We start from the raw sequence: 21,095 nt of genomic DNA, 5'->3' as shown, positions 1-21,095 counted from the left end.
CACGTCGGTCCGCTGCTCGTGTCCGGTCGGCAGGTCTACGGCCGCGGTATCAACTATGCGATGACGCCGATCCACGCGGCACGCGTTCGAAGACTAACGCGCTGTCGGTTGGGATCGCCAAAGGTCTTTCAAGGTCCTTGGATTGCCTTGAAGCTGTACACGCGGTCGACAAGCCGCTTCGATCCCCCGCGTAAGACGCTGACGAAACATGCTGCACCATGCCGTCACTGAGGCTCCTCAGTCCATTCGCCACCGGTATCGGAACGACACCATAATCGCGTCGGCGAATTAGCGGCCGAGCCCGACGCCTCGCGCGTAGAATAGACGTTCCGACAGACACGTTCGCCTTCGCTCCGCTCTTCGCTGACGACGACGTATCCGCGACTGCCCATGGCGCGCCAGCGTGCGGCCCGCCCGTGCGCGAGGGCATCGCGGGTCGCGGCGGCGACCTCTTCGCCGACGACGTCCGGATCGGAGCCGTTGCCGTCGATCGCGTTGACTGCGTCGACCGGATCCCCCGTGTCGACAGCCTCGCTCGCGGAGGCTGCAATCCGTGCGGGCTCGACGGTTCCCGAGGCTGGCCCATCGACTTGGGGCGGGAGGAGGTCGAGCGGCTTGCCGACGCTTACGGCGGGCGCAAGGACGGCTGGTGCGACCGTCGCGACGGACGTTGACGGGACCGGCGTCGCTGGCTGCTTCGCTGGCAGGAGGAAGACCACCGCGAACAGGACACCGAGGGTGGCTAGCGCCACGCCGACGATCCGCTTGCGGAGGGCTTTGCGCCCCTGGTCTTCGCGGTAGGCGAAGCAGGACATGCAGACCCGGCCATGCACCGTGCGGTAGCTGTTGGCCGAGCCGCTGCCGACGCCGAGTCCGCCGTTCACGCCACGGCGCATGCTGGTACTCGAGGTCGTCCGTTCGAGTAGGCGGTCGGCAACCGTCGTCATTTCGTTGGAGGGTGCGCCGATGCCGCAGTCGGTGCACTCCCATACCGCATATTGCCCTACGCTCATCGCGACCCCCGCCTTGTCCGACGCTTGATTAACGAAAAGCGCCCGCAGCCGCCAGCAGCGCGATAGAATTAGCGCGTTCCGCCTCGTCGCGGTGGACGACCGCGACAACCGGTCCTGCTTCGATCAAGAGCATCAGGCGCAGGATGACTGAACATCCGACTTCGTCCGCCCGAGCTCCGATCAATGCGTTCGGTCGAAAGACGCCGTTAGGAGGATCGGCTCAGATGGGCCTGGTCCCCTGGCAGGACGGATAGGCTGCGCATCCCCAGAACCTCCGCCCGGGACTTGTGCCCCGCCGGGCGGTACGCAAGACCATCTGCCGCGAGCATCGAGGACACGTCTTCCCACTCGACGGCGCGGGAACGCCTCCGGCCGGCGCGAAGCTCGGTCCGACGGTCGCCGTCGACGAAGAGGCGGCTTTCGAAGGGAAGGGTGTCCCCGCTGCAGGTGACGACGATATCGCTGGGACGGGTATCCCGAGGAACGTCAGATCGGCTTCGCGCCCCCTCGTCTCGACATGCAGCCGACTCAATTCGGGATCGGCGGCGGCTGAGCGTACCTTCAACATCGCTACAGTCGTCTCCAGTTGGGTGGCGCCCCCGGACAGCGTGCGGCGCAGCGCGGACGCCTCAGCAGCGAACCGCCCCCTGATCTTCGCAAGTTCGGCTGTTTCGGCCGCAGTCTTGAAGGTCGAGAACCTGAATTTCGCCTCTACCGAGCGCCGCCACTCTAGGAGCGCTGCGGTCTTCACGGGACCGAACCCCGGGACATTCATGATCCGGTTGGCGACCAGGTGGCCGGCGGTCTCGATCCCGTGCGAGGCAAGCTGCGTCACGAGCGAGGTTCCGACGCCGTCCACTCGGGCATGCCTGATTTGCTGACGGTCGAGGTGGGCCGCGAGCTGATGGCCATGTCGTTCCGCCTCGTGCCGCTCGATGCTCTCCTTTTCCCGGGTGGGAAGTGACATGTAATCGGCGCGCGCGCGCCGCAGCGCCTCGACCGACGTCTCGAGTTCCTTGAATCCGGCGCGGTCGCGCCAGGTCTCGAGACCTTTGGTCCATTCGGATCGAGCCTGCGCGTGGCGGCGCCTTGCGGCGTCGACATCGATCTTCGCGGTAAGGAGCCGGTTGATCCCGAAAGCCCCTATCCCGAGCCAGGCGAGAATGAGCGCTGGCGCAAGATAGATGGCCGCCACCGATACGGCGAGCGCGACGGCGCCCATGACCATTCGCACGGTGCGGCGCTCGACTGCCGCCAGTGCCTCCCGACCGGGATCCGGGTCGACCGTCGGCAAAACCGGCTGGATGTCGTCGCGCGTCGGGGCGCGGACCGCCTGGATCTCCGCCCAGACCACCACGATGTCGAAGTCCCGATCGCCCAGGTCGTCGATCCGAACCGTGGCTCCGGCCAGCGCCTTCGGCAGGAAAAGCGTTACGCCGAGTCCCCGTTCCATGCGGCACCAGGGGCATTGCGCAGCCGACACCGGGAAGAGGTGCTCGGATTTTGCGCCGCACCGCATCAGATGCCTCTCGAGCTCCTGCATGAGCGACGCCCACTCCGCAGCAGTAGGTCGTCGTGCTGGGGCGGGCGCGAATGCGGCCTCGAACGCGGCGGCGACACCTGCCGGCACGTCATCCAGCGTGACCGCATGGGGCGGAGGCGACATGCCCACGTCGCGGACCCTGGTGTAGGCGAAGCGGTTTTGGCCGATCGCATTCTGGATCGGCATGTCGCCGGCACCGGCGAACGTTCCGGCGTACGGATGACGGCCGAGGAACAAAAGCTGGAAGATGACGACGGCAAGTCCGAACTCGTCGTGCGACCGCGTCCTCACGACGTCTCTGAGGGACGAACCCTGTAGTTCCGGCGCGGTGTACTCGGGAACGCCGACCCTGCAGGCATGGCGCGCGCCGCCATCCGTGAACTGAAAGCTGTCCGCGTCGATCAAAGCGGCCACAGCCTGCTCCGAGACGAGGATGCCTGAGTGATTGATGTCGCCGATCACGCACCCGCTTTCATGAACGGTCGCGATGGCGCGGGCGACGTTCGTCGCGACCCGAACGAGAAAGCGAAAGTCGGCTTCGGGGAATTGCCGCTTTCTCGCGGCGGGGCCGTACAGCTCGAACAACGGTTTGTGCCCAACCACGCTCCGCATGACAAAGCCGACGAAGCGTCCGCCGTCCGATAGGACGGCGGCGATCGGAAAGGCCACGAGCGCGGACTTGGCGGCCAGTCCGCCGCGCACCATCGCCCGGACCTTCGCTTCCCGCTCGGCAAGGTCGGGCACGGTGTACAGCTTCAACGCCCGACCACTTTCGTCGTCAATCGTGAAGACGTCGCCTTCGCCGCCGCGGCCGAGCCGCCTGCCGGGGCGGACGAGGGTTCCGTCGACATAGAGCAGCGGAAGCGTCACTTCCGGACGGCCAGCACCAGCGTCTTGTCGTCGTCGGTCCGTTCGTTGACGGCGGAGCTGTCGAGGTATCGGCCGAGCGCCGCGGACAGCGCCGTGTCGTTACCTGCGATCGCGCTACGGTCCACCGGGCCGACGATACCGACGAAGAACGGCTGATGCGCAATCGCCCGGCCTAGGTCCAGCGCGATCCGCTCGATACCGTCGCTAAAGACCGCCACGGCCGATGGGCGGGCCTCGGTCCTCGAGATCCTGAGCCTGATCGCCGGCTGGTCGGTGACGAAGAAGGTGGTGGAGGCGTACTCGCCCTGCTCCGGCCAACTGGCTGCGGACCACGCACCATGCACCTCGTCCCGCGTCACCGCCGCACCGTCGCCGACATGGGCGGTCAGCGTCGCGTCGGCGGTGCCAACGTACAGTATAGCGGTCGCCGCGAAGTCGCGCATGTCCAACGTCCTACGGACGGCGGCAAGGCTGATCCTGTCTCGGATAAGATCGAACCAAGCCCACACCGCGTCGTCATCGGGCATCGTCCCTTCCGAGTCGAAGTGGCGCGCGACCTCCGTCAACAGAGTGCGCACGACGAGCAACGCGCCTTGACCGCCGTGACTCGCCGATCCAGCACCGTCCGACACCACGACGATGAGCGTTGATCCCTGGCGCGACACGCGACATCCGAAGGAGTCTTGGCGGCGCGTGCCCGCCCGCACGTGCGAGGTGCCCCGTCGGCTGGCCGCGGCCCATGTCCAGGCGGTCATGTCAGTCTGCTACGGCCCACCCGCTCGGGGCGCTCGGATTCTGCAGCGGCACGGGCTCGCCGGGGTTCGATCGGGAGACCGAGGCCAGAGAGCTCGACAGCCACGCGAACAATTCGCGGAAGGCGAGACCCTTGAGTTTCAATGGGGCGCGGGTGGCGATCTTGGCTAGGATGCCCATGTCCGCGTCGGCGACCCCGACCGCGTAGAACATGAATTCCTTTCTACCTTCGCCATCCCGGACCAGGTCGGCCGCCCTGATCCAGCTGTCCGTCGGGGTACCGTCCGTGATCATGAAGATCCACGGACGATAGTAGGACACGCCGGCCGCCTTGTATTCCTGCTTGCGCACCTTGAGCAATTCGACGGCCGTTTCGATCGCCTCGCCCATTGGCGTCACGCCACTGGCCGAATGTTCCGTCGGGTAGAAGGCGTCGGCGGTCACGAATCTACCGTCGACCGAGACCGGTCCGAAGGTGATCACAGCCACCTCGACGCGCTTCGCGGAAAGGCTGTCGCCGTTGAGTTCATCGCGGAACGCGACGAGCCCGGCGTTCAACTCCTCAATCGGACGGCCCGACATGGATCCGGACGTGTCGAGGAGGAGGATGCAAGGGCACCGCGGTTCGGGATTCTCGGCAAATTCCGCGCCAAAAGGCATCTGCTCGAAAGCATCGGTCACTCGAATAGGCCCCCATCGAATCGGTCGGACGACTATAAGTCTCCGCGTCTACATTTCTACACCGGTACGGGCAATAACCGTTCAACATCGTCAAACCGGGTTTCGGCGTCGGAAGTGCTTGGCGAGCGCACCAATCGCGTAAGACCTCTGTTCCGCGGTTCCCGACGAAAGATCCACCGCCGATTCGTTGAAGACTCTGCAATCGAAGGCGCGAGGTCGCCGTCTTCAATCGTGGGACATCGCGTCGTGCCGGCGACACGGGTCCTGTACGACGCGGCTCGATCAACCATCATAAGTTAATGTGAATCGATTTGCGCGAGCATCCCGTATGTCTCGGCTAATCTGTGAAGTGCGAGGTAGGCTGAACTCGAGAACCGGCTACCGTCCGAGCAGCGTTGCCCACGCTCGCCGAAGCCTGATGGGGAACGGGTGAACAGTCGGCCTGTCGCCGAGGAGCGTGCCGATCATAGGGTCTGATAGCGTCGCCCCCTGAGCCAGTCGCGTCACCGTCGAGAGGCAGGCGACGTATGCCATCCGCGCATCGCGCAGAGGTAAGTCCTCCGGACCGAGACCGCTGTGGACGAATTTCCCCCGCGCATCGAACAGGTCCTCGACCGCTTCTATGAGTTCGGCGGGCTCCGCTTCCATTTCGAGGCAGATGGCAACGCGCCGCCGAATCCGAGCCGTCACTCCGCCTGAGTAACTGTCCGTGAGCAGGGTCTCGAAGGCGATCGCGAGCGAGATCGTCCGCTCAGACTGGCGGGTCTCCGTGCGGAAGGACCTGCGGAAGTAGTCCAACGACGTGGTGATCTTCGAATACAGCGACGCCTCCCTACCCTTTCGCCGCTTCAGAACTTGGTGCGTCAGGTAACCCGTCTCGATCTGCATCAGCATCGCGTATGTCCGGTCGAGATCGCCGCTCGCGGCCAACGCCTCCCAACCGGCAAGCGAAATCCGGACGTCGACATCGCTCGCCTCCGCGAGCGCCAGCCGGTCGACGTTGCGCGGTATCCGTTCCACCTCCAGGCGACTTAGGCTCGGCGACACTTCGAGCCTAAGGTAGTGATCGATGTCGAGGGTCTCCTGATTGTTCACAATCCGGGTGTCCATCTCGCCCTTCCTGGCCGGCGCGTATAATGAGGCGACGAAAATCAGCGCGGTCAGCGTCCTCATCCGAAGTTGGTAGAACGCCTGGTTCTCGTAAGGTTGGTGCGAGTAGCTGGAGAAGCGGAATGCCAGCAAGGGGTTGCGGTGCAACCAGTCCAGGCGGTCGCCAGCGGCGTACTGGCTGACTCCCTTCGCGTCGAAAGCGTGAACGATCCCCAAGGGGGCCCTCCCAGCGTCCAGCAGTTCGATCGTCTTGCGAATGTCGCCGGTCTGCGAGATCACGATGAACCCGGCCGATGCCATCTGGAGCAGGTGATCGGGACCTCCCACCAGCGCCGTCTTGGCCACCGCGATGCCGAACCCGTGCAGTGGGAATACGATCATCCCCGGATTGTGCAGTCCGAGGCGGATGATTGCATCGAACACCGCCGCCGCCACGTCCGCGACGCCGCCGGCCACGGCCTCGAATATCATCTCATCGATGACACTTGACCCGACGAAGCAACCGTTCCGGATGAACGTCCGCGCGAGCCCGCCGCGCAGCCACCGGAGGTTGTGCTCGAAGCTCCGTCGCCATGTCGCGTCCACTTCGAGGTCGCTGCCTTGCTCGTCTGCAAGGTCGTCGAGCGACGAGTACGCGGATGCTCGCGCAGTCTGTCGGGCCAGCCAATTCGCATTCCTCCTCGACGCGGCCTCGTACCCGTCGAAGTCGGCTAGCAAAAGGTCGAGATCCATTCGTCACCGATACAGCTTGAACGCGTTAAATACGGATCGCGATGCCAACGATGGCGGGACGCCCAAGACGTATGGCCGTCGGACACTGCACCGACTTCAGGGCGACCCGGCTGCCGGGGCCGTACCTCGATCGTCCTAATCTCGACACCCGTAGCGCCAAATTCGACTTTGGGGTAATTGAATCACGCGGATGCGGTGGGGCTGGTGATCGGGGGATGCCATGATTTACAAGATCGTACTTGATTTCTATCAGGCGAGGCTGGACGTCGACCAGTATGCCGTCAGCTTCTCTGGATCACTATCCGATTGCGAGGCGCAGACACAGGACACCGGAGGATTTTGGCCAGAGCCCCGTGATCGATACGTCCAGAAGAGTTCGGAACCGAAATCCCTAAGCGGCAAGTCCGGAAACATTTACGGCTTGGAAGCCGCCTCCGATCTGATGGAGCCGATTCCCCCCATGCCCGGGGTACGCCGATTGCCGACCCCTTCGCGTTTATGGCACGGCGTAATTCTGGGAGTATGTCTCGCTGCGGCCGTGGCCGTGCTGTCGAGATCGGCCAGTGACGATCGATCATGAGACGACTGGTCCCCCTCATCGTGGTGACGGCCGGCGGCTGCGCTGCGATCACCGGCCAGCACGTCGTCATCGAGAACCGCTTCAAGCAGCAGCAACCTTGGGGAAGGGACGAGGGCTCGGTTGTCATCGACGTCTTCACGAGCGACGTGGTCGACCCCCCGACGACCGTCCCGCTCACCGCACTGAGCGATCATGGTCAAGCGGCGATCATCGACCAGACAGGAGGCAAACCTCCGGTCGGCATCAAGGCCCCCGACGAAACGAAGGCTGGCGCGGTATCGCTGGAAGGAAGCATCAAGCGCCGTATTGTCGTCGCGGTCCGCACCGCCGCGTTCCTGTCACCCGGCGACCGCGTGGACGCGATCCACGTCGACCTCTCCGTCGACGGTTCCGACCGGACGACCCCATGGAGGATCACGAGCTGGACGCAGGCAAGCAACGGCCAGACGGTGATAGATCTCGGCAAGTCGACCGACACCTCGACCAACAAGCTCACCGCTTCTACGGGCTTGAAGATCAGCCCCGTGCTTCCCGGCGCGACCATCGGGGGCGAAGCGGACCACACCCGTGCGAGCGAAGTCGAGATAAAGGATACCACGGACTTCGACGCCGCCGTCGACAACCGCGGCCACGCGTGGCTGGACGAAACCGCGGGGTGGCGCGTCAGCCTCGCACACAACCTCTCCATGGATGCGGTCCTATCTGCCTCAATACCGTCGCTCGTGCCTTCGCCGCTGGTAAGCGCGGGCCCGTTGACGCGGGTCGACCCAAAGCACAAGGGCGCGACCCTCCCGGCGACACCCGACGACGTCCGGCTGAGCGAGATGACCGTTTATTCGGCCTTCGCCGACGAGGAGAGACCGATCTGCGGTCGTGCGGAACTAACCTATCGCATACGCCGAATCATAAACGCCAAGGCGGCCACCACATTCTCTGAATCCGACGACCGCGTGCAGTTCGTCACGGGCACAGCTCGGACCGAATTCCTTTTCGCGCCGCCCTCCTACCGACCCACGTACGTATTGAGAAGCAACGACATAGTGGTCGCATACCAGATGCCCCACGCCCAGCCGGTCATCCTCGCGTTCCAGTCGCTCGATGCCGCCGCGGCCTTTGCCCATTGGTTCGTCCACGCGGCGCCGAAGGGTGGCACGATCGGCGGCAACACCGTCATCGGCAAGATCACGGACGCGGGGATCGTGCCTTTGACGAGCAGGGAGATCGAACGAATGACGGCCGCGCCGCAAAACTTCAAACTCTTGAAGGCGGCCCTCGACGGCGCCGTCTCATGTATATCGTCGGCACAGACGGAGGTGCCAGCCGCCGGTGCCCGTTCCCCGGCCGGATCTCCGTAATTCCTGCGGCGGGGCGGCGGCGGCGGTCACTCACCCGATGGAGTCGACGGTTCGGCGAATGCTCGAATGCCGCGGCGTCGGCCGCGGCCGCGGCGGTTGCCGCCGTCGTGGTCGACCCCTGGGGTCGACGGGCCCCCGGGGTCGTTGACGATGCCATGGCAAGGAATTTTCGATGGTCCTGACGTCCGGTCTGGTTCTGGCTAAAGCCGCGACGTTCGGCCGCATCAAGTGGGAGAAGCCGACAGGACGCCGACGGGTGAGGCGCACGACCCTGGTCGTGCGCCGGTCGTCGGCACCGCAGACGATTTCGAAGCGGCGGCAAAAGGGGCCGCTGTCCTCGAACCGGCGTGCCCGGGATGATGACGGTGGGGGTGTTCGTCGAATGGCGATCGCCGATTACGCCGCGGTTACCATGAAGCGCACTGCCGGGCGGGCGCGGGTCGGCAAGGCGGCGTTACATCGACTTTACAGTCGAAGGTTCCTATGGGCATCCCATGCCTCACGCGCGTAATTCTGACGATTCCCGACGTTCCCGAAACGTAAACCGCGGCCCGCGACGTCCGCGCGGCCTTGCTATCACTCCGGAAGGTACGTCGGCGAGGTAAGGCACATCCTGATTGATCGTCACGCCGAGATCAGCCGCTCTGGTGGGCGGTAGCCCGTCATCCGCCCCTTTAAGGCAGTCCGACGTGACTAAGCGAAAGCCTTGATAGGCCGCGTCATCAGGAGAGGGGCGCTAGATCCGTCGATCGATAGGAGTCGGTCGCCGATCTCCTTCGTGCCTCCCTCTTACGGCGCATGGCAGTCGACGGTGATCGCGCCAATACAGCGTATCTCGACCAGCTACGACACGCCCTCACTGCAGGACTTAAAATCCAGCGCAAGCCGCTCCTCATCCGACGAGGACTCAGGTACCGACGAACGGTATCCAATCTTGCGCACGAACCAGGATCAGCGCTTCGGCGGCGGGCTATTATGCTCTTTCTCGGTCGTCTTAGGATGAGTCTTTGCGTACCCGGGCGTGACAAATTCGCCGCTTGCGGAATCCCGATAAGTAGGCGGTCCCTTGTCTTTCGCCATCGTCCTTCTCCTCATCAATGAAAAGAAAGATTACTTGGCGAATCGTAAGTTGACAAGAATTGCGTGGCTCGACCGAAACCATGCCATGTTATGTCAGTGGACGACTTTGCATACATCTGTCCACACCGGCTCAGCTCGTTCGATCTTTGCGTTCGAGCCTGAGTTTTCGGATCCTAGTGGCGTGAACGTCCCATCCGTGAAGAACCCGGTTGAAGGGGTGGGCCAATACGCTGCCGCGACCGCGCCAAGCGGCGATGTCCCAACCCGCGTCGATCAGATCGGAGGCGGCAAACAGAAACTCGAGCGCGCTAGTGAAAAAAGTCACGATGTCGCCGTTTTCGGCGTAGCTGAAGCCACCCGCGGTTCCGTGTACGAAATAGTTTCGGCATCTGACCGCCTCGTCCGTGACCAATTCGAGGTCGAGGAGAGGCTCCTTCAGAGCGCGCGACACGAGCGTCGCGCGGTCGAGCACCTTGCTACGCAGCGTCGGGCGGCCCAGGCGCCCCAGCGCGTCGAGGACGCTGTTCCGCCCGGGCGACTCAGGGAGAGCGCGAAACTCGGTCCGAGCGCGGGTCCTCGCCTGGAGGACATCCATGTCCAAGGGCTCGACCGCTCGGAACGCGTCGTCGGGGAGTATGTCGAACATGTTGGCCGCACCGATGAGGCGTTCTATCGAGAAGCTCCGCTGCTGCTCGAAACCGCTGGCGAAGCGCAACCGTGCCTCGATCCGTCCCGCGTCCGCCGCCAGCCAGTTGCTCAACACGGTGGCGAACCTGCCAGGCTCTTCGACGACGTGGATCAGGATCTCCAGGGGGTGGGGGCGACGCTCCTCCCACTTGGCCGGACGATCGGGAGGGTGGGTCCAGTAAAGGTCGAGCGGCATCCCGGCGTCGCCCCTGACCGTTTCCAGCCAGATGCCGGCGAGATTCGGGGGACGTCCGGCTAGGATAGCGAGGAAGCGCAACAGGCCCATGACCGCATCAAGTGCGTTGTCCAAGAGGCGCGGTTCGGGAAAGGATATCTCCACCAGCGTCCGATTTCTCATGCCGACCTCGCGTGTCGAAAGTGGATGCGACGATTCTGGCCGGTGGAATACGCGGACGCGGCCGATCGTGGTTGCAACGTCCGCCAGTTCAATCCGACCCGTGAAATAGGCGATCTCGGGCGACGGACCGGTCGGGATGGTGCGGCCGATGAATTCCTCGTTCGCCGCCACGAGTTGCCCAATCAGCGCCTGAGGATCGATGGCGTGACCCATCGCGTCGGGGTCGTGGAAAATATCTTCTGCGTCGTCGACATGCATGATGACCTTCGTGATCTCCGCGACGTCGGCCGAAAGATGGTGGCCGCCAGACACGACGTAGGCCGGCATGAGCTCGGCATAGTGGAAACACCCGTCGTTTCGAGTCGCGGATCCGAGGCTCGTGAGAACCGAACTGCCGAGCACCGTCACCTTGGTTCGGTCGTGGAGGACGCCGTGGATGCACCGAGCGCCATCGTCCTGGATGTGAATAAACTTCGGGTCGTGGAGATACAACGACGTCTCGGAGCCGAGGAGCGACAACTCGCCGAGTACGGAGCGATCATTCCCGATGTCGAAGCTTCCCCCAAGCTTCGCTCCCTCCACGACCCTGTAGTCTCTCGGCATGCACGACCATCCTTCTCGAAGACGGCTACACCGAAGAAGCGGAAAAGGCATTATGGACAGATCGGGCCGTATTCACCTCGGCGACCCCGATCTCGTACCGCCTCGGACGGGCGCGGCAAGGATGAAGAGCGTTCCAGGCACGTTGACCGTTACGCCGTTCTGCCGTTCGGTGACGTGAGCCTGCGTCAGGTGCAGGAGGTATCGACGACATGCGTCGATTCAAACGGGAGCGATATGACATGGATCCGACCCCTTTGATCTCAGCAGCCGACTGGGTTGCCGGCGGTACGTATCTGGGCAGTTCCGCGGGAAGGACGTTCTATCGCGACGATGGTGAAGGCACTCCGTTGGTCCTGCTTCATGGGTTTCCCACCTGGTCGTACGACTGGGCCGAGGTCGCGCGGATACTCGCCGCCGACCATCGTGTTGTGACCCTCGACTTCCCGGGCTATGGGTACTCCGACAAACGCGGCGTCGATTTCAGCGTCGGCGGCTCGGCCGACGCCGTCGAGCGGTTGCTCGCCCATCTCGGCATCGCGCACGTGGCGTTGGTGATCCATGATTACGGTGGAATCGTCGGTCAGGAACTGCTTGATCGGCGTGGGCGCGGTGTGCTGTCGTTCAAGGTCGACGCCGTTCACGTCCTCAACAGCGGCATCGTATACGCGGCGTATCGTCCAACGCGGGTACAAAAGCTGCTCGCCATGCCGGTGATCGGTGCATTCGTGGCAAGCCGGTTAACGAAGGAGAAGCTGCACGCGGGGCTCAACACCGTGCGTGGATCGAACAAGCTTGATGCGGCCGCCTTCGACCAGCTGTGGGTCGGCATGTCGCGTGGCGACGGTCAAAAGCTCGCCTACCGTCACATCCGCTACAATGCCGAGCGGGCACGGCACCATCGTCGCTGGGAAGAGGCGTTATTCCGCTTCGACGGTCCGATCCAATTGATCTGGGGTTTGGCCGATCCGGTCTCAGGGCGGCACGTGTTGGAAATGGCGCGACCGCTAATGCCCGACGCTGGGATCGTCGAGTTGCCCCGGGTCGGCCATTTCCCGCAGTCCGAGCCGCCGACGGAGGTCGCCGCCGCGATCCGCGACGCGGGCGCACGAGCTTGAGCAGCGATCCAGTCGATCCCTGTTGGTTGCGTCGGATCTGCACGGTTGGAACCACCGCGGTCAGGAAAGACGGTGGCGGCAAGCTGCGGACCAGCTCGACACGGTAGAAAGCATCACGCGGCGGCTGCCGGACCCCAGGCACGCACGGAGCGACTGCTTCGCCTCACATTCCGCCGGTGAATGCCGAGGCCGGATCCTTGAGGAGCACCCTTGAGAAAACGACGCATCGTACCGCATGTCTCGACACCTGCTGCGCGTTGTCCACGCACATCGCACTCGCTTGCAATGTCGCCATCTCGATCGGTCTCGCCGTCGCCGTCCGTACGGTTGCAGTCAGGGCAGCCGCGACTGCTCCGCATCGGAGGGTTGATCGCACCGGCGGTCGAGTGGACGCGAGGCGGATACGCGCTACGGTGCCCGGATGGGGACCAATCCTTTCTATAGCGCCGTCGGGGCGCGCATCCGGGCCATACGCGAAGCCGCCGGCATGACGCAGGAGGAGTTCGCGGCGGCGGCGTCGATGAATGCCGCATTCGCCGGGCGGGTCGAGAGAGGACTTCAGAACCTCTCACTCCTGACGATCGGTCGAGCTGCGATCGCGCTCTCCGTGCCGCCGGCTGAACTCTTCCGAGATGTGCAGGCCGACCAGTCTCTTCTCCGCGTACCATCGCGCCGCAAGCTGGTGAGGAAGGCACGGGCTGGCACTGCCCAACTCCCCGGAGACGGGCCCGACTGACCTGGTACTACGACGACACGGAGCAAGGGCTTGGACGGTCCGATGTTTGTTCGGGCGTCGAAATCGGTCGGACGTCTCGCCGCCGGTTAAGACGCGACCAGTACTGTTGATGCGTAGATGCGATCGTATTCGACCGGTGATGAAGACACGTCGTGCGTACCGGTGCCATGCAGGATACGAGCCCAGCGCTCGCGACCGTTCGACGCTGGACGAAAGGGAGACGGCGGACGACGGCAAGACGGCGATTTGGACTCTTGAAGCACGATCGCTTTATGCCGCGGCATCCGGCGATGATCCGTCGAAGATGACCAAGTCGCGTCGGTGTACCGCCGTGCGGCCAATGCCCGCCCATAGCCGGCTACGATGGCGACCTTGCTTTCGTCGCTAAGCCCGAAAAGCGGTCCGGCCGTTCCACGGCCTCCGGCTGATGCCACTACCGGCGTTGTGAACGGGTTTCACGAAGATCAACTTTCGGCAAAGGCAGCGAGGGGAATCCCGCATGCCGGTCTCCGATGACCCCCGTACGCCGGTTCGAAGAACGCCGGTGTGCCCGAATTGCTAGCCGTCGCTTGGATGGCTTGAGAAGGTGCCGAGCGCGCGCGGCGCTCCGACCGTCCCGAGCAATGGCGCCACTGCGCGCTGCACCTCGTCGAAGCCATTGAGGAAGATGATCACGTCCTTGTTGATCTTCATTCCACCGCGGCTGTTCCGGGCGAGGTCCTTGATCGCGTCTCTGACGATGTCCTGTCCAACTTTCAGATGCGGGTGAGAGTACATGAGCGCGCCTGATATCGCGGAGATGGTGCGCACCACGCCCTTGTCTTGCTCCTGGTTAAACATGTCGTCGAGCACGCTCATGACCGCCGCATAGATCGCAGGCATGTCGGTGCGCTCGTCGAGAAGCTTCGCAATCGCGGCGGTAACATCACGCGGAGCGAACTTCGTCGTCACGATCTCGGCGATTTCTTGGGTCGTGATCTCCAGGCGGTCGGAATTCTCGACGACCGTGGCGAGCTGCTGGATAGTCCAGCAGGAGATGTCGCCGCCGCTTGCGCGGTTCGCCACAGCTCCCGGATTGCCGGTTCTCGTGACCTTCTCCTCGGTGGGGGCGGGATAGGATGGCGCTATGAGAAGGCAGCCAGCTGCGCCCTCCTGCTGGCGATGTTCCATCAGTCCTGCAAAGTCGAGTTGGGGTAGTTGGGGTGTCCCTGAACTGGCCTTGGCCTCGAGTGTGATCTTCGTCTCGTTCATGGCCGTGTCGAGAAAGCGGGCCACGCCGTCCGGCTGACCGGAGCCGGCGACGTGGCGCACCTGGAAGCCGAGCGCGCGGGCCGCCGCGACCAGCGCGAGCTCAAGGTCGATGTCGGAGTCCGACGACTCGCGCAGCATCTGCGCGATGTACTTCTTGGAGAATACGCGGTCGTTCGCAAGGCTGCGCATGAGCAAATCGCGCCGCGTCAGCAGATCGCCGATAGTGAACGGATCCAGATCGCTTTCGACCATGTAGACCTCGAGCATGACCTCGGCGGTCGCCAACAAATTGACGAGCTGGTTCGCCATGGGATCGTCGCCGAAAGCCTGTACGATCTGATGGTCGGCATTGATCAGGAACGTCGCGCGCGTCGGGTCGAACTTGCCCAGCCTCTGCGTCTTCCCCATAGACACCCGGTCGTATTGGTAGGTCGTCCGCTTTTCGTAGAGCCGCTGCACGATCTGAGGAATATCGGTCTTATCGACGTTCTCCATGTACATCCAGCTACGGTCGATCTCGCCGCCGACGGCGTTCGAACCATGGAGCGCGAGCGCGTCGGCCATCGGCCGTTCGACCAAGTGCTCGGCGACGTACACGCGCACGTGCTCCGGCGTCTGCTTCTGGTCGGACTTCTTCTCGAGCCAGATTTGGTATCGGTCGCGGGCCTGGAGCCCGATCTCATGTGTGACGGCGACGGCGAATTCGCGTCTGCTGCTCACGCCCACTCCCTCACGCGGTGCGGTAAGATCATTGTGCAGGTCATCGATTTCAAGGTCGGCGCGGAACCGATTGAATGTGCTAAAGGATAGCGGCGAATTGTGAAACAGCGGATCCTCCAAGTTGATCAGGCGACCACGCACCCTGACGAAGAAACCGAAGCTGCGTTCGTACCTGTCGGACTTTCCCTTGAGGGATTGCTCGGTGACGATAACGTCTCCGGATATTCCGCTTGGGAACCAGTTCGGTTCAACGAGTGCGTCGCCGTCGTCGGAGCGCGCGAGCTTCAATCCGTGTTTCTCATTGAGCGCCTTGATGCGGCTGCCATCGAGTCCCCCGACGGCGAACTTGATGATCGGGTCACCGGCTTCCTTGGAACTGATCTGTTCGGCGCCATCCAGATATACCTTGAAGTCGAGCTTTAGCGGCATCGCCGTGCGGAGCACCCAGCTGAGCCGACCGATCTGCAACGTCGCGGCCGATGGCTTCAGATCGTCGAGGAGGCAGAGTGTCCAGTCGGGATTGGTGTCGCTGTGAAGAGCGTCGGCATCCAAGCCGAGCTTGGAAAGCACCGCCTTCAGATCATCTCGTTCGAGAAGAGATGCCAAGTTCGTGACTTCGCGCACCTTCAGTTTGACCGGGTTTTCGACCCCGCCGCTCGGTGCCGTGTTGAACTCGGTGAAGTCGCAGAGCACGTGGAGGACCTGGCCGGATGCCTTCGTCACGTAGGTTATGCGGTTGGCGATTGCGTAAGTCGCGAGCTTTCCGATCCCGAATTTCCCGATCATCCGGCGGCCGAGCGACGTGGTCGTCGACTGCTGCCATTTCTTCGGGCTGTCGCCGATTTGCCAGAGCCCGGCCAGGGCATCCTTATCCATGCCGCTACCGTCGTCGTACACCGCGATGAGTCCGTCCGGAGTGCCGTCCTCGCGGTCCTGCATAAGTAGGCCGATACGGCATTCCGTACCGTCGGCATCATAGGAATTCGCAACTAGTTCCTCGATCGCCTTCAGCGGGGATGTGTATAGCTGCTCGGAGAGCAGAACCACGATCTCGTTGGACAGACGAACGCCAAGCTCCTTGATCGGATCGCCCTGCCCGAACGCGTCGCTGAGGCTGGCATCGGCAAGCGGCAGGACCGTCTCGTCGCCATCTGAGACTGCCTTGAGGCTGGAGAACGGGCTCGAGCCTACTCCGCTCTCGATCATATCCGACTTGTCCACGCTCACCACCTGCCGCTAGCCCCGCTTCTCGAAAACCATCACCCTATCAGAATCGATGTCCGCGTCGTTCCTCCGCGAGTAGGACATGTAACGGTTAGCTAGCGGATACCAGAGTTCCTCCGCGAAACGTAACCGATGCGGGGCGAGATCGCGGATCAGATCGCCCATGTCTACAGGCTGTCCCGCGTATCGCACATTTCCAACCACCACGACAGCCTTGCCATGATCGGGCAGAAGCGACGCGACCCGTCCGAGCGACTGGGCTATTCCGACGCAGTAGTGCACGAAGACACGCGACCGGTATGGCTCGAGCTCGCCAAAGAGCGGGCGCCATCGCCTTGCTACCGTAGCGCCGAGGCTGCAAGCGTCGACGTTGACGGCTCCGATCGACACCCGGTCGCGCCCGATATACCGCGGCAGCAGTTTGAGCCGCTCTCGACTGCTGGCGGTGAGACCAAGCCAGTACATTTCGAGAGTGTGGCGGCGATAGTAGTCGACCGCGGTCAGATAGGGCGGCGAGGTGATCACGGCGTCAATCCGGCCCGCCGTGCCACCATCGATCGTACGGGCGTCGGCGATGGCGACACGGGCGCGATGAACGCCGTCACGATGGTCGGCAAACTCGTTCACGGCCTGCGACGTCTTGCGCAACGTCGCGATCATGAGGCCGTAGGGATCCACCGAGCGACCTGCTTCCTCCTTCGCCCGCATATGACTGGTAACCTCGAGCCCGGACACGGGTACGGGGTCGGCGTTGGAAGCGTTTCTGATAATCGCCGCGAAGCACAGGCGCGCAAATTCGCGGCTCGGCGAATGCACCTCAACAAGTCGTCGGATCGCCGCCAGCTGGAGAACGACGCGCCGGCGGAACCAATGATTCATGCGTGGCAGTTCGGGTATCCACGCGGAGAGCTCTCCGGACGCGACAGCGAACGCGTTTTCGGGAATATCGCCGATGAAGGGACCCCATAGGGCAAGGTCAGCTTCACTCATACGACGAAGCATGGCTGTCAACCCGTCCACCGTTGTTGCGACATTTGCCAAGTCATACCGTCGCACCTTGGCACTAGCTATGAACACGGCGAGCGGATCGACATCGGTGCCGACCGCGTTCCGCCCGGCAACCAGCGCCTCGACTAGAGTGGTGCCGCTGCCGCAGAACGGATCGAATACAGTCTCTCCGGGACGACTGAAGCCGTCGACGAGCGATCGAGCGACCGGGGGATGGAACTTGGCAGGGTAGCGGAACACGTTGTGCGTGAGCTTCCTGGAAGCGTTCGCGAACAATAGGCGGCGTGGTCCCGCGTCGACCGTAGAGTCGGAAAGACACGAAGCCGCCGCCGCCAAAGGGCTCATCGCGATTTTCTCCACACATGAACCCGCAGAGAATTCGACCTGCTCGATGCAATTAGACGGCACTCGGGATAGGCCACGATGATCAGGGAGCCCCTCGCGCAAACATTCGCATATATGTTAATGCGAATATGCGATAATCGCAAGTAAGAGTGAAAGACTCGCACGCTCTGGAGTTGCTGGCGACTACGCTGCGGAAGGCTGGGATGCCGACGCAGGCTACGATCGCGCGTGAGGCTGGCGTCGATCAGCCGCTGGTTTCACGTGCTGGTCGTGGTGAACTCAGAAGGCTGACTGATCGCGTTCGCCGATTATGCGAATATGCGGAAAATAAGGCACAAATTATCGATAGTGGGGCTGTAGCCCGGACCCGACGTGCAGGCCGGCGACCATCGCTGGCGCTGGAGGCTTTGATGGATTGTCGAAACTATCTGAAAGAAGGATTTGACCCGACAGTGCTGCGTGAACAACTGAAGGTGCTCCGGCGCGCGCAACGCCTGGGCCTGCTCTAGGCAGATTACCGTAGGCTTTCAGTCCATCACACGGAACTCGCGCGGTCACCAACCAGCATAACTCGTCTGTTCGCAAGGACATTTGCAACGATCGAGCTCACAGGTGTCCCGGGAGCGCTCCATGTCAGTCATCGCGCGTTCAGGGCCAAGTGCTGTTCTCGCGGGCCGCCAGACGCCGTCTTCATAACGTGTCGCGAAAGGTTGAACGCTGCCTGCTCGCTGACTGGTCATCATCTTGGACGCGTCGCCTAGTGTAGGGGTCGAGCTCGCTCGAATCGCGGTGTGCGGGATTACGATCTCGTGCTCTTCGCGAACCGCCCATATGAGCCTCGGATGGTCCGTCCCCTCGTTCAACGGAAATGTTCGGCCTAGTCGGAGAAGGCCCACTAAGCAGATTGCAGAAGTCGCTGGGCGATGAGTAGCAGGGAGTTCGCCTCGTACGATCGCTGCAGCTGCTTATTCGACGCGCTCTTCATTCGCGCTCGCGTGTCGAGACACTCGTCCCCTCATTCCCCAAATCAATTTCGGAGCAGGGCTTCGCATTTGCGAGCAGCTGCCTACCGCGTTCGATCTGGTACGGCGATGGCCTCAGGTCCCATGGCGGAAGACCCCTTAGCGTTCGACCGATCGCGGGTGCCGCGTCGAGTTCCGCCTCGCTGCAGTAATACACGGTGCCCTGCTCATCTTCGAAGAGTGCCACCCAAAACTGCTCCGCCCATGCCCATCCGCGAAACGTCATATGCCACCCGTAAATTGCGACTGAGCCCGCATAATGGACGAACCGTAACGGGTCGATGCGAGATGGTCGAAGGCCATCGTTTTCGTTACGCTGTCCCTTAACAATCAGTCCGGGACGAGGAACTCGACCGCCGCGACGATCGCCGCCGCGTCGAGCCGTTATTCGCGTAAAGGTCCGGAGCGTGCTGATCTGGCCGAAACGATCGACACCGAGGCTGGCGATGCGGATGCCGCACCCCGCCGAGCTATGGCAGCGCTGACGGCGACCTGTCGATGATCGTGACAAGTCGGCTTTGTGCTCACCAGCTCAATGCGATCGCGATCGACGACGGAATTCATTGCGTCGTAGATGACGACGCCGCGCCAGTCCTCCATCTAATCGAGATGGTCGATCTCCTGCCGCAGCGTGCCGTCGCTGTCGCCGAGAGTACTATGATCGAAATGCGAATGCGGTAAGCCCAGCGCTGACGAAGGCATCGGGTACTTACAATATGGTCAATTCGTCAGACTCCCGATGCCGCGGCCGAGGATTGCCGTAGGATGGGGTCCGGCTCCAGACGAGTTGGCAGCCAGCCGCGGACCGTGATGCCGTCGGCTTTGAATGCGGCCTCGCGATGGGCCATCTTGCACGCCGTTCTAAATATTCGGTGCAGCCGGCAGCAGCGGTCGCGGACGCAATCGTCACCGTCGCTCGTCGAACCTCATCGAACTGCACCGAGATCGAAAACTCCGCCTGCGTGGTTTACCAATTCGGGTCCGAACAGCGCGCCCGGGGTGTAGGATCCTGGTCGAACCTTGCCCTCATACAATCGTGCGGCGACTTCGGCAGCGAGCCTGGCGGTGAAATCCATGCCTTCGCCGGCCTTCAGCCAACCCTCCTTGCTGCGGCCATCGGACCACTGCACGCGAGCATGAGCCCAAGAAGCCTCGTTGGCGCGCTTCGGTGACGGCATCTTGGCGAATTGCTTGGCAGCCGCACGCCGCATGAAGTCGATCTTCATGACGGCGGCGAGTATCGGGAACACGAAGAAACGTAAAATCGGTGCGGTCGGGGCAGCGCCAGCCGCCGACACGACATTTGGCGCTCCGCTTGCGCGTCGCGCCGCCTCCATTTCGCCGACCGGCATGCTGCCTGTGGTGAACCGATATCCGTCCGGCGCGATCAAAGCCAGTGGTTCGCCGCCCGCCTGCGCGCCGACCAGTCTTCCGTTCCGGTAGCGCATGCCGCCGAAGCGTAGTGCGTCGACGATGGTGCCACCGATCGCCTCTCCTAGCGGTCCGACGTCGTCGGTCTGCGCCATGTTGTCCACGCGGACGGTCAGGGCGGGCGGCTCTCCTTCGCATAGCTTGAGGACGACGCTCTCGGTGCCGAGGACCCCCCAACCGGCGCCGGTGACATAAGTCCGTCCTTGCGAGACGGCCGAATCATGCTGGGCCAAAGTGTCGATCGTTCCGGTTAACTCGTTGGACAAGTCAAGATAATGCGCCTTCCCGGAAGCCTGAATCACCGGCAGCGCCGTTCTCGCAAAGGGGCCGATCGTATTGACCACCACGGCTGGATGGCCCGCCTTCAGGCGCGCCAGAACATCGCTCATCGACCCTACGATTACGCTGCGTACCCGACCACCGGCGAGATTGGCGGCGACCCGCTCCAAGCGGTTGCGATCGCGTCCCATCAGCACCAGTGGGATCTCACGGGAGGCCAGTTCCTTAGCCACCGCGGATCCGATACGGCCGGATGCTCCCATGATCCAGACTTCGTTCATAGCGCTTTCCGTCCACAAGGTTAAGTGCTTGGCTTCCGGGGCGGAACCCTTCAAGCGTCGGCCATATACCAAAACAGGACATTTCAAATGGGTCGCCGGATCGCCGGTCGTCCGTACGTGATCCGTTCTTTCACGATTTGATCATGCCCGCGAGACATAGCGGCAAGTCCGGCTCGCCGGACGTCCGACTGAAGCAGCCAAAACGTGGGGGACTTGGGCTATCAAGACGATCTCGAGGACCATGGCGGAGGCATTGGAAGGGATGTCGCCGGGACCGGAAGGTCATTTGATGTAGAGGCGGCGATGTTTTTCAACGGA

General features: G+C 62.9%; 15 protein-coding genes. 6 read left to right on the top strand and 9 right to left on the bottom strand.

All coding sequences use genetic code 11. The features are described 5' to 3' along the window. Positions 1–224: 224 nt before the first annotated feature. From KTC28_RS02430 to KTC28_RS02410, 5 genes are all read right to left on the bottom strand, one after another. Positions 225–1,013, bottom strand: coding sequence for a hypothetical protein (locus tag KTC28_RS02430; protein ID WP_216710417.1), 789 nt, complete (start codon positions 1,011–1,013; stop codon positions 225–227). A 220-nt stretch (positions 1,014–1,233) separates the two neighbouring features. Beyond that, positions 1,234–3,426 (bottom strand): topoisomerase DNA-binding C4 zinc finger domain-containing protein, encoded by a 2,193-nt coding sequence (locus tag KTC28_RS02425; protein ID WP_216710418.1) that lies wholly within the window; start codon positions 3,424–3,426, stop codon positions 1,234–1,236. Further along, positions 3,423–4,181 carry a PP2C family serine/threonine-protein phosphatase gene (locus KTC28_RS02420; RefSeq protein WP_216710419.1) on the bottom strand — a complete coding sequence of 253 codons (759 nt, stop codon included), beginning with the start codon at positions 4,179–4,181 and terminating at the stop codon, positions 3,423–3,425. Before KTC28_RS02420 ends, KTC28_RS02425 begins: the two co-directional genes overlap by 4 nt. 1 nt (position 4,182) lies before the next feature. Next, positions 4,183–4,860: a vWA domain-containing protein gene (locus KTC28_RS02415; RefSeq protein WP_255602203.1), complete on the bottom strand. Its 678-nt coding sequence runs from the start codon at positions 4,858–4,860 to the stop codon at positions 4,183–4,185. A gap of 378 nt (positions 4,861–5,238) precedes the next feature. Then, positions 5,239–6,702: a HEPN domain-containing protein gene (locus KTC28_RS02410; protein ID WP_216710420.1), complete on the bottom strand. Its 1,464-nt coding sequence runs from the start codon at positions 6,700–6,702 to the stop codon at positions 5,239–5,241. Positions 6,703–6,922: 220 nt separating this feature from the next. On the opposite strand from KTC28_RS02410, the gene KTC28_RS02405 reads away from it, so the two are divergent. The 3 genes from KTC28_RS02405 to KTC28_RS02395 all read left to right on the top strand — a co-directional run bounded on the left by KTC28_RS02405 (position 6,923) and on the right by KTC28_RS02395 (position 9,148). Beyond that, a complete protein-coding gene (locus KTC28_RS02405; protein WP_216710421.1) occupies positions 6,923–7,282 on the top strand; it encodes a hypothetical protein in 360 nt (119 codons plus the stop codon). Continuing rightward, positions 7,279–8,637, top strand: a complete 1,359-nt coding sequence (locus KTC28_RS02400) for a hypothetical protein (RefSeq protein WP_216710422.1) — start codon at positions 7,279–7,281, stop codon at positions 8,635–8,637. Before KTC28_RS02405 ends, KTC28_RS02400 begins: the two co-directional genes overlap by 4 nt. Before the next feature lie 172 nt (positions 8,638–8,809). Beyond that, positions 8,810–9,148: a hypothetical protein gene (locus KTC28_RS02395; protein WP_216710423.1), complete on the top strand. Its 339-nt coding sequence runs from the start codon at positions 8,810–8,812 to the stop codon at positions 9,146–9,148. Positions 9,149–9,847: 699 nt separating this feature from the next. Here KTC28_RS02395 and KTC28_RS02390 read toward each other — a convergent pair. After that, positions 9,848–11,365: an ApeA N-terminal domain 1-containing protein gene (locus tag KTC28_RS02390; RefSeq protein WP_216710424.1), complete on the bottom strand. Its 1,518-nt coding sequence runs from the start codon at positions 11,363–11,365 to the stop codon at positions 9,848–9,850. 239 nt (positions 11,366–11,604) lie between these two features. Between KTC28_RS02390 and KTC28_RS02385 the strand changes: the two genes are divergently transcribed. After that, the gene (locus KTC28_RS02385; RefSeq protein WP_216710425.1) at positions 11,605–12,480 is read left to right on the top strand and encodes an alpha/beta fold hydrolase; all 876 of its coding nucleotides are present in this window, start codon (positions 11,605–11,607) and stop codon (positions 12,478–12,480) included. Positions 12,481–12,901: 421 nt separating this feature from the next. Further along, entirely contained in the window at positions 12,902–13,216 is a 315-nt protein-coding gene (locus tag KTC28_RS02380; RefSeq protein WP_216710426.1) for a helix-turn-helix domain-containing protein, read from the top strand. Between the two features lie 558 nt (positions 13,217–13,774). Here the strand turns inward: KTC28_RS02380 and KTC28_RS02375 are convergent. Together KTC28_RS02375 and KTC28_RS02370 are read right to left on the bottom strand one after the other, a co-directional pair. After that, positions 13,775–16,414, bottom strand: a complete 2,640-nt coding sequence (locus tag KTC28_RS02375) for an ATP-binding protein (RefSeq protein WP_216710427.1) — start codon at positions 16,412–16,414, stop codon at positions 13,775–13,777. A 9-nt stretch (positions 16,415–16,423) separates the two neighbouring features. After that, on the bottom strand, positions 16,424–17,764 hold the full coding sequence (locus KTC28_RS02370; protein ID WP_216710428.1) for a TRM11 family SAM-dependent methyltransferase: 1,341 nt from the start codon (positions 17,762–17,764) through the stop codon (positions 16,424–16,426). Between the two features lie 203 nt (positions 17,765–17,967). Between KTC28_RS02370 and KTC28_RS02365 the strand changes: the two genes are divergently transcribed. Further along, positions 17,968–18,273 (top strand): hypothetical protein, encoded by a 306-nt coding sequence (locus tag KTC28_RS02365; RefSeq protein ID WP_216710429.1) that lies wholly within the window; start codon positions 17,968–17,970, stop codon positions 18,271–18,273. 1,439 nt (positions 18,274–19,712) lie between these two features. Here the strand turns inward: KTC28_RS02365 and KTC28_RS02360 are convergent. Next, positions 19,713–20,777, bottom strand: a complete 1,065-nt coding sequence (locus KTC28_RS02360; RefSeq protein WP_216710430.1) for a saccharopine dehydrogenase NADP-binding domain-containing protein — start codon at positions 20,775–20,777, stop codon at positions 19,713–19,715. Positions 20,778–21,095: the final 318 nt, after the last annotated feature.

This window comes from Polymorphobacter megasporae, from assembly GCF_018982885.2.
GTDB lineage: Bacteria > Pseudomonadota > Alphaproteobacteria > Sphingomonadales > Sphingomonadaceae > Polymorphobacter_B > Polymorphobacter_B megasporae.
The sequence above is the reverse complement of the archived record's forward strand: the minus strand, read 5'-3'. Positions and strand labels throughout refer to the sequence as shown.

Excerpts from the sequence above, each read along its gene's own strand:
- KTC28_RS02365 (WP_216710429.1), top strand. The coding sequence starts at position 17,968 with ATGCCGACGCAGGCTACGATCGCGCGTGAGGCTGGCGTCGATCAGCCG.
- KTC28_RS02410 (WP_216710420.1), bottom strand. The coding sequence starts at position 6,702 with ATGGATCTCGACCTTTTGCTAGCCGACTTCGACGGGTACGAGGCCGCG.
- KTC28_RS02360 (WP_216710430.1), bottom strand. The coding sequence starts at position 20,777 with ATGAACGAAGTCTGGATCATGGGAGCATCCGGCCGTATCGGATCCGCG.
- KTC28_RS02395 (WP_216710423.1), top strand. The coding sequence starts at position 8,810 with ATGGTCCTGACGTCCGGTCTGGTTCTGGCTAAAGCCGCGACGTTCGGC.
- KTC28_RS02370 (WP_216710428.1), bottom strand. The coding sequence starts at position 17,764 with ATGAGCCCTTTGGCGGCGGCGGCTTCGTGTCTTTCCGACTCTACGGTC.
- KTC28_RS02390 (WP_216710424.1), bottom strand. The coding sequence starts at position 11,365 with ATGCCGAGAGACTACAGGGTCGTGGAGGGAGCGAAGCTTGGGGGAAGC.
- KTC28_RS02400 (WP_216710422.1), top strand. The coding sequence starts at position 7,279 with ATGAGACGACTGGTCCCCCTCATCGTGGTGACGGCCGGCGGCTGCGCT.
- KTC28_RS02430 (WP_216710417.1), bottom strand. The coding sequence starts at position 1,013 with ATGAGCGTAGGGCAATATGCGGTATGGGAGTGCACCGACTGCGGCATC.
- KTC28_RS02385 (WP_216710425.1), top strand. The coding sequence starts at position 11,605 with ATGGATCCGACCCCTTTGATCTCAGCAGCCGACTGGGTTGCCGGCGGT.
- KTC28_RS02420 (WP_216710419.1), bottom strand. The coding sequence starts at position 4,181 with ATGACCGCCTGGACATGGGCCGCGGCCAGCCGACGGGGCACCTCGCAC.
- KTC28_RS02380 (WP_216710426.1), top strand. The coding sequence starts at position 12,902 with ATGGGGACCAATCCTTTCTATAGCGCCGTCGGGGCGCGCATCCGGGCC.
- KTC28_RS02405 (WP_216710421.1), top strand. The coding sequence starts at position 6,923 with ATGATTTACAAGATCGTACTTGATTTCTATCAGGCGAGGCTGGACGTC.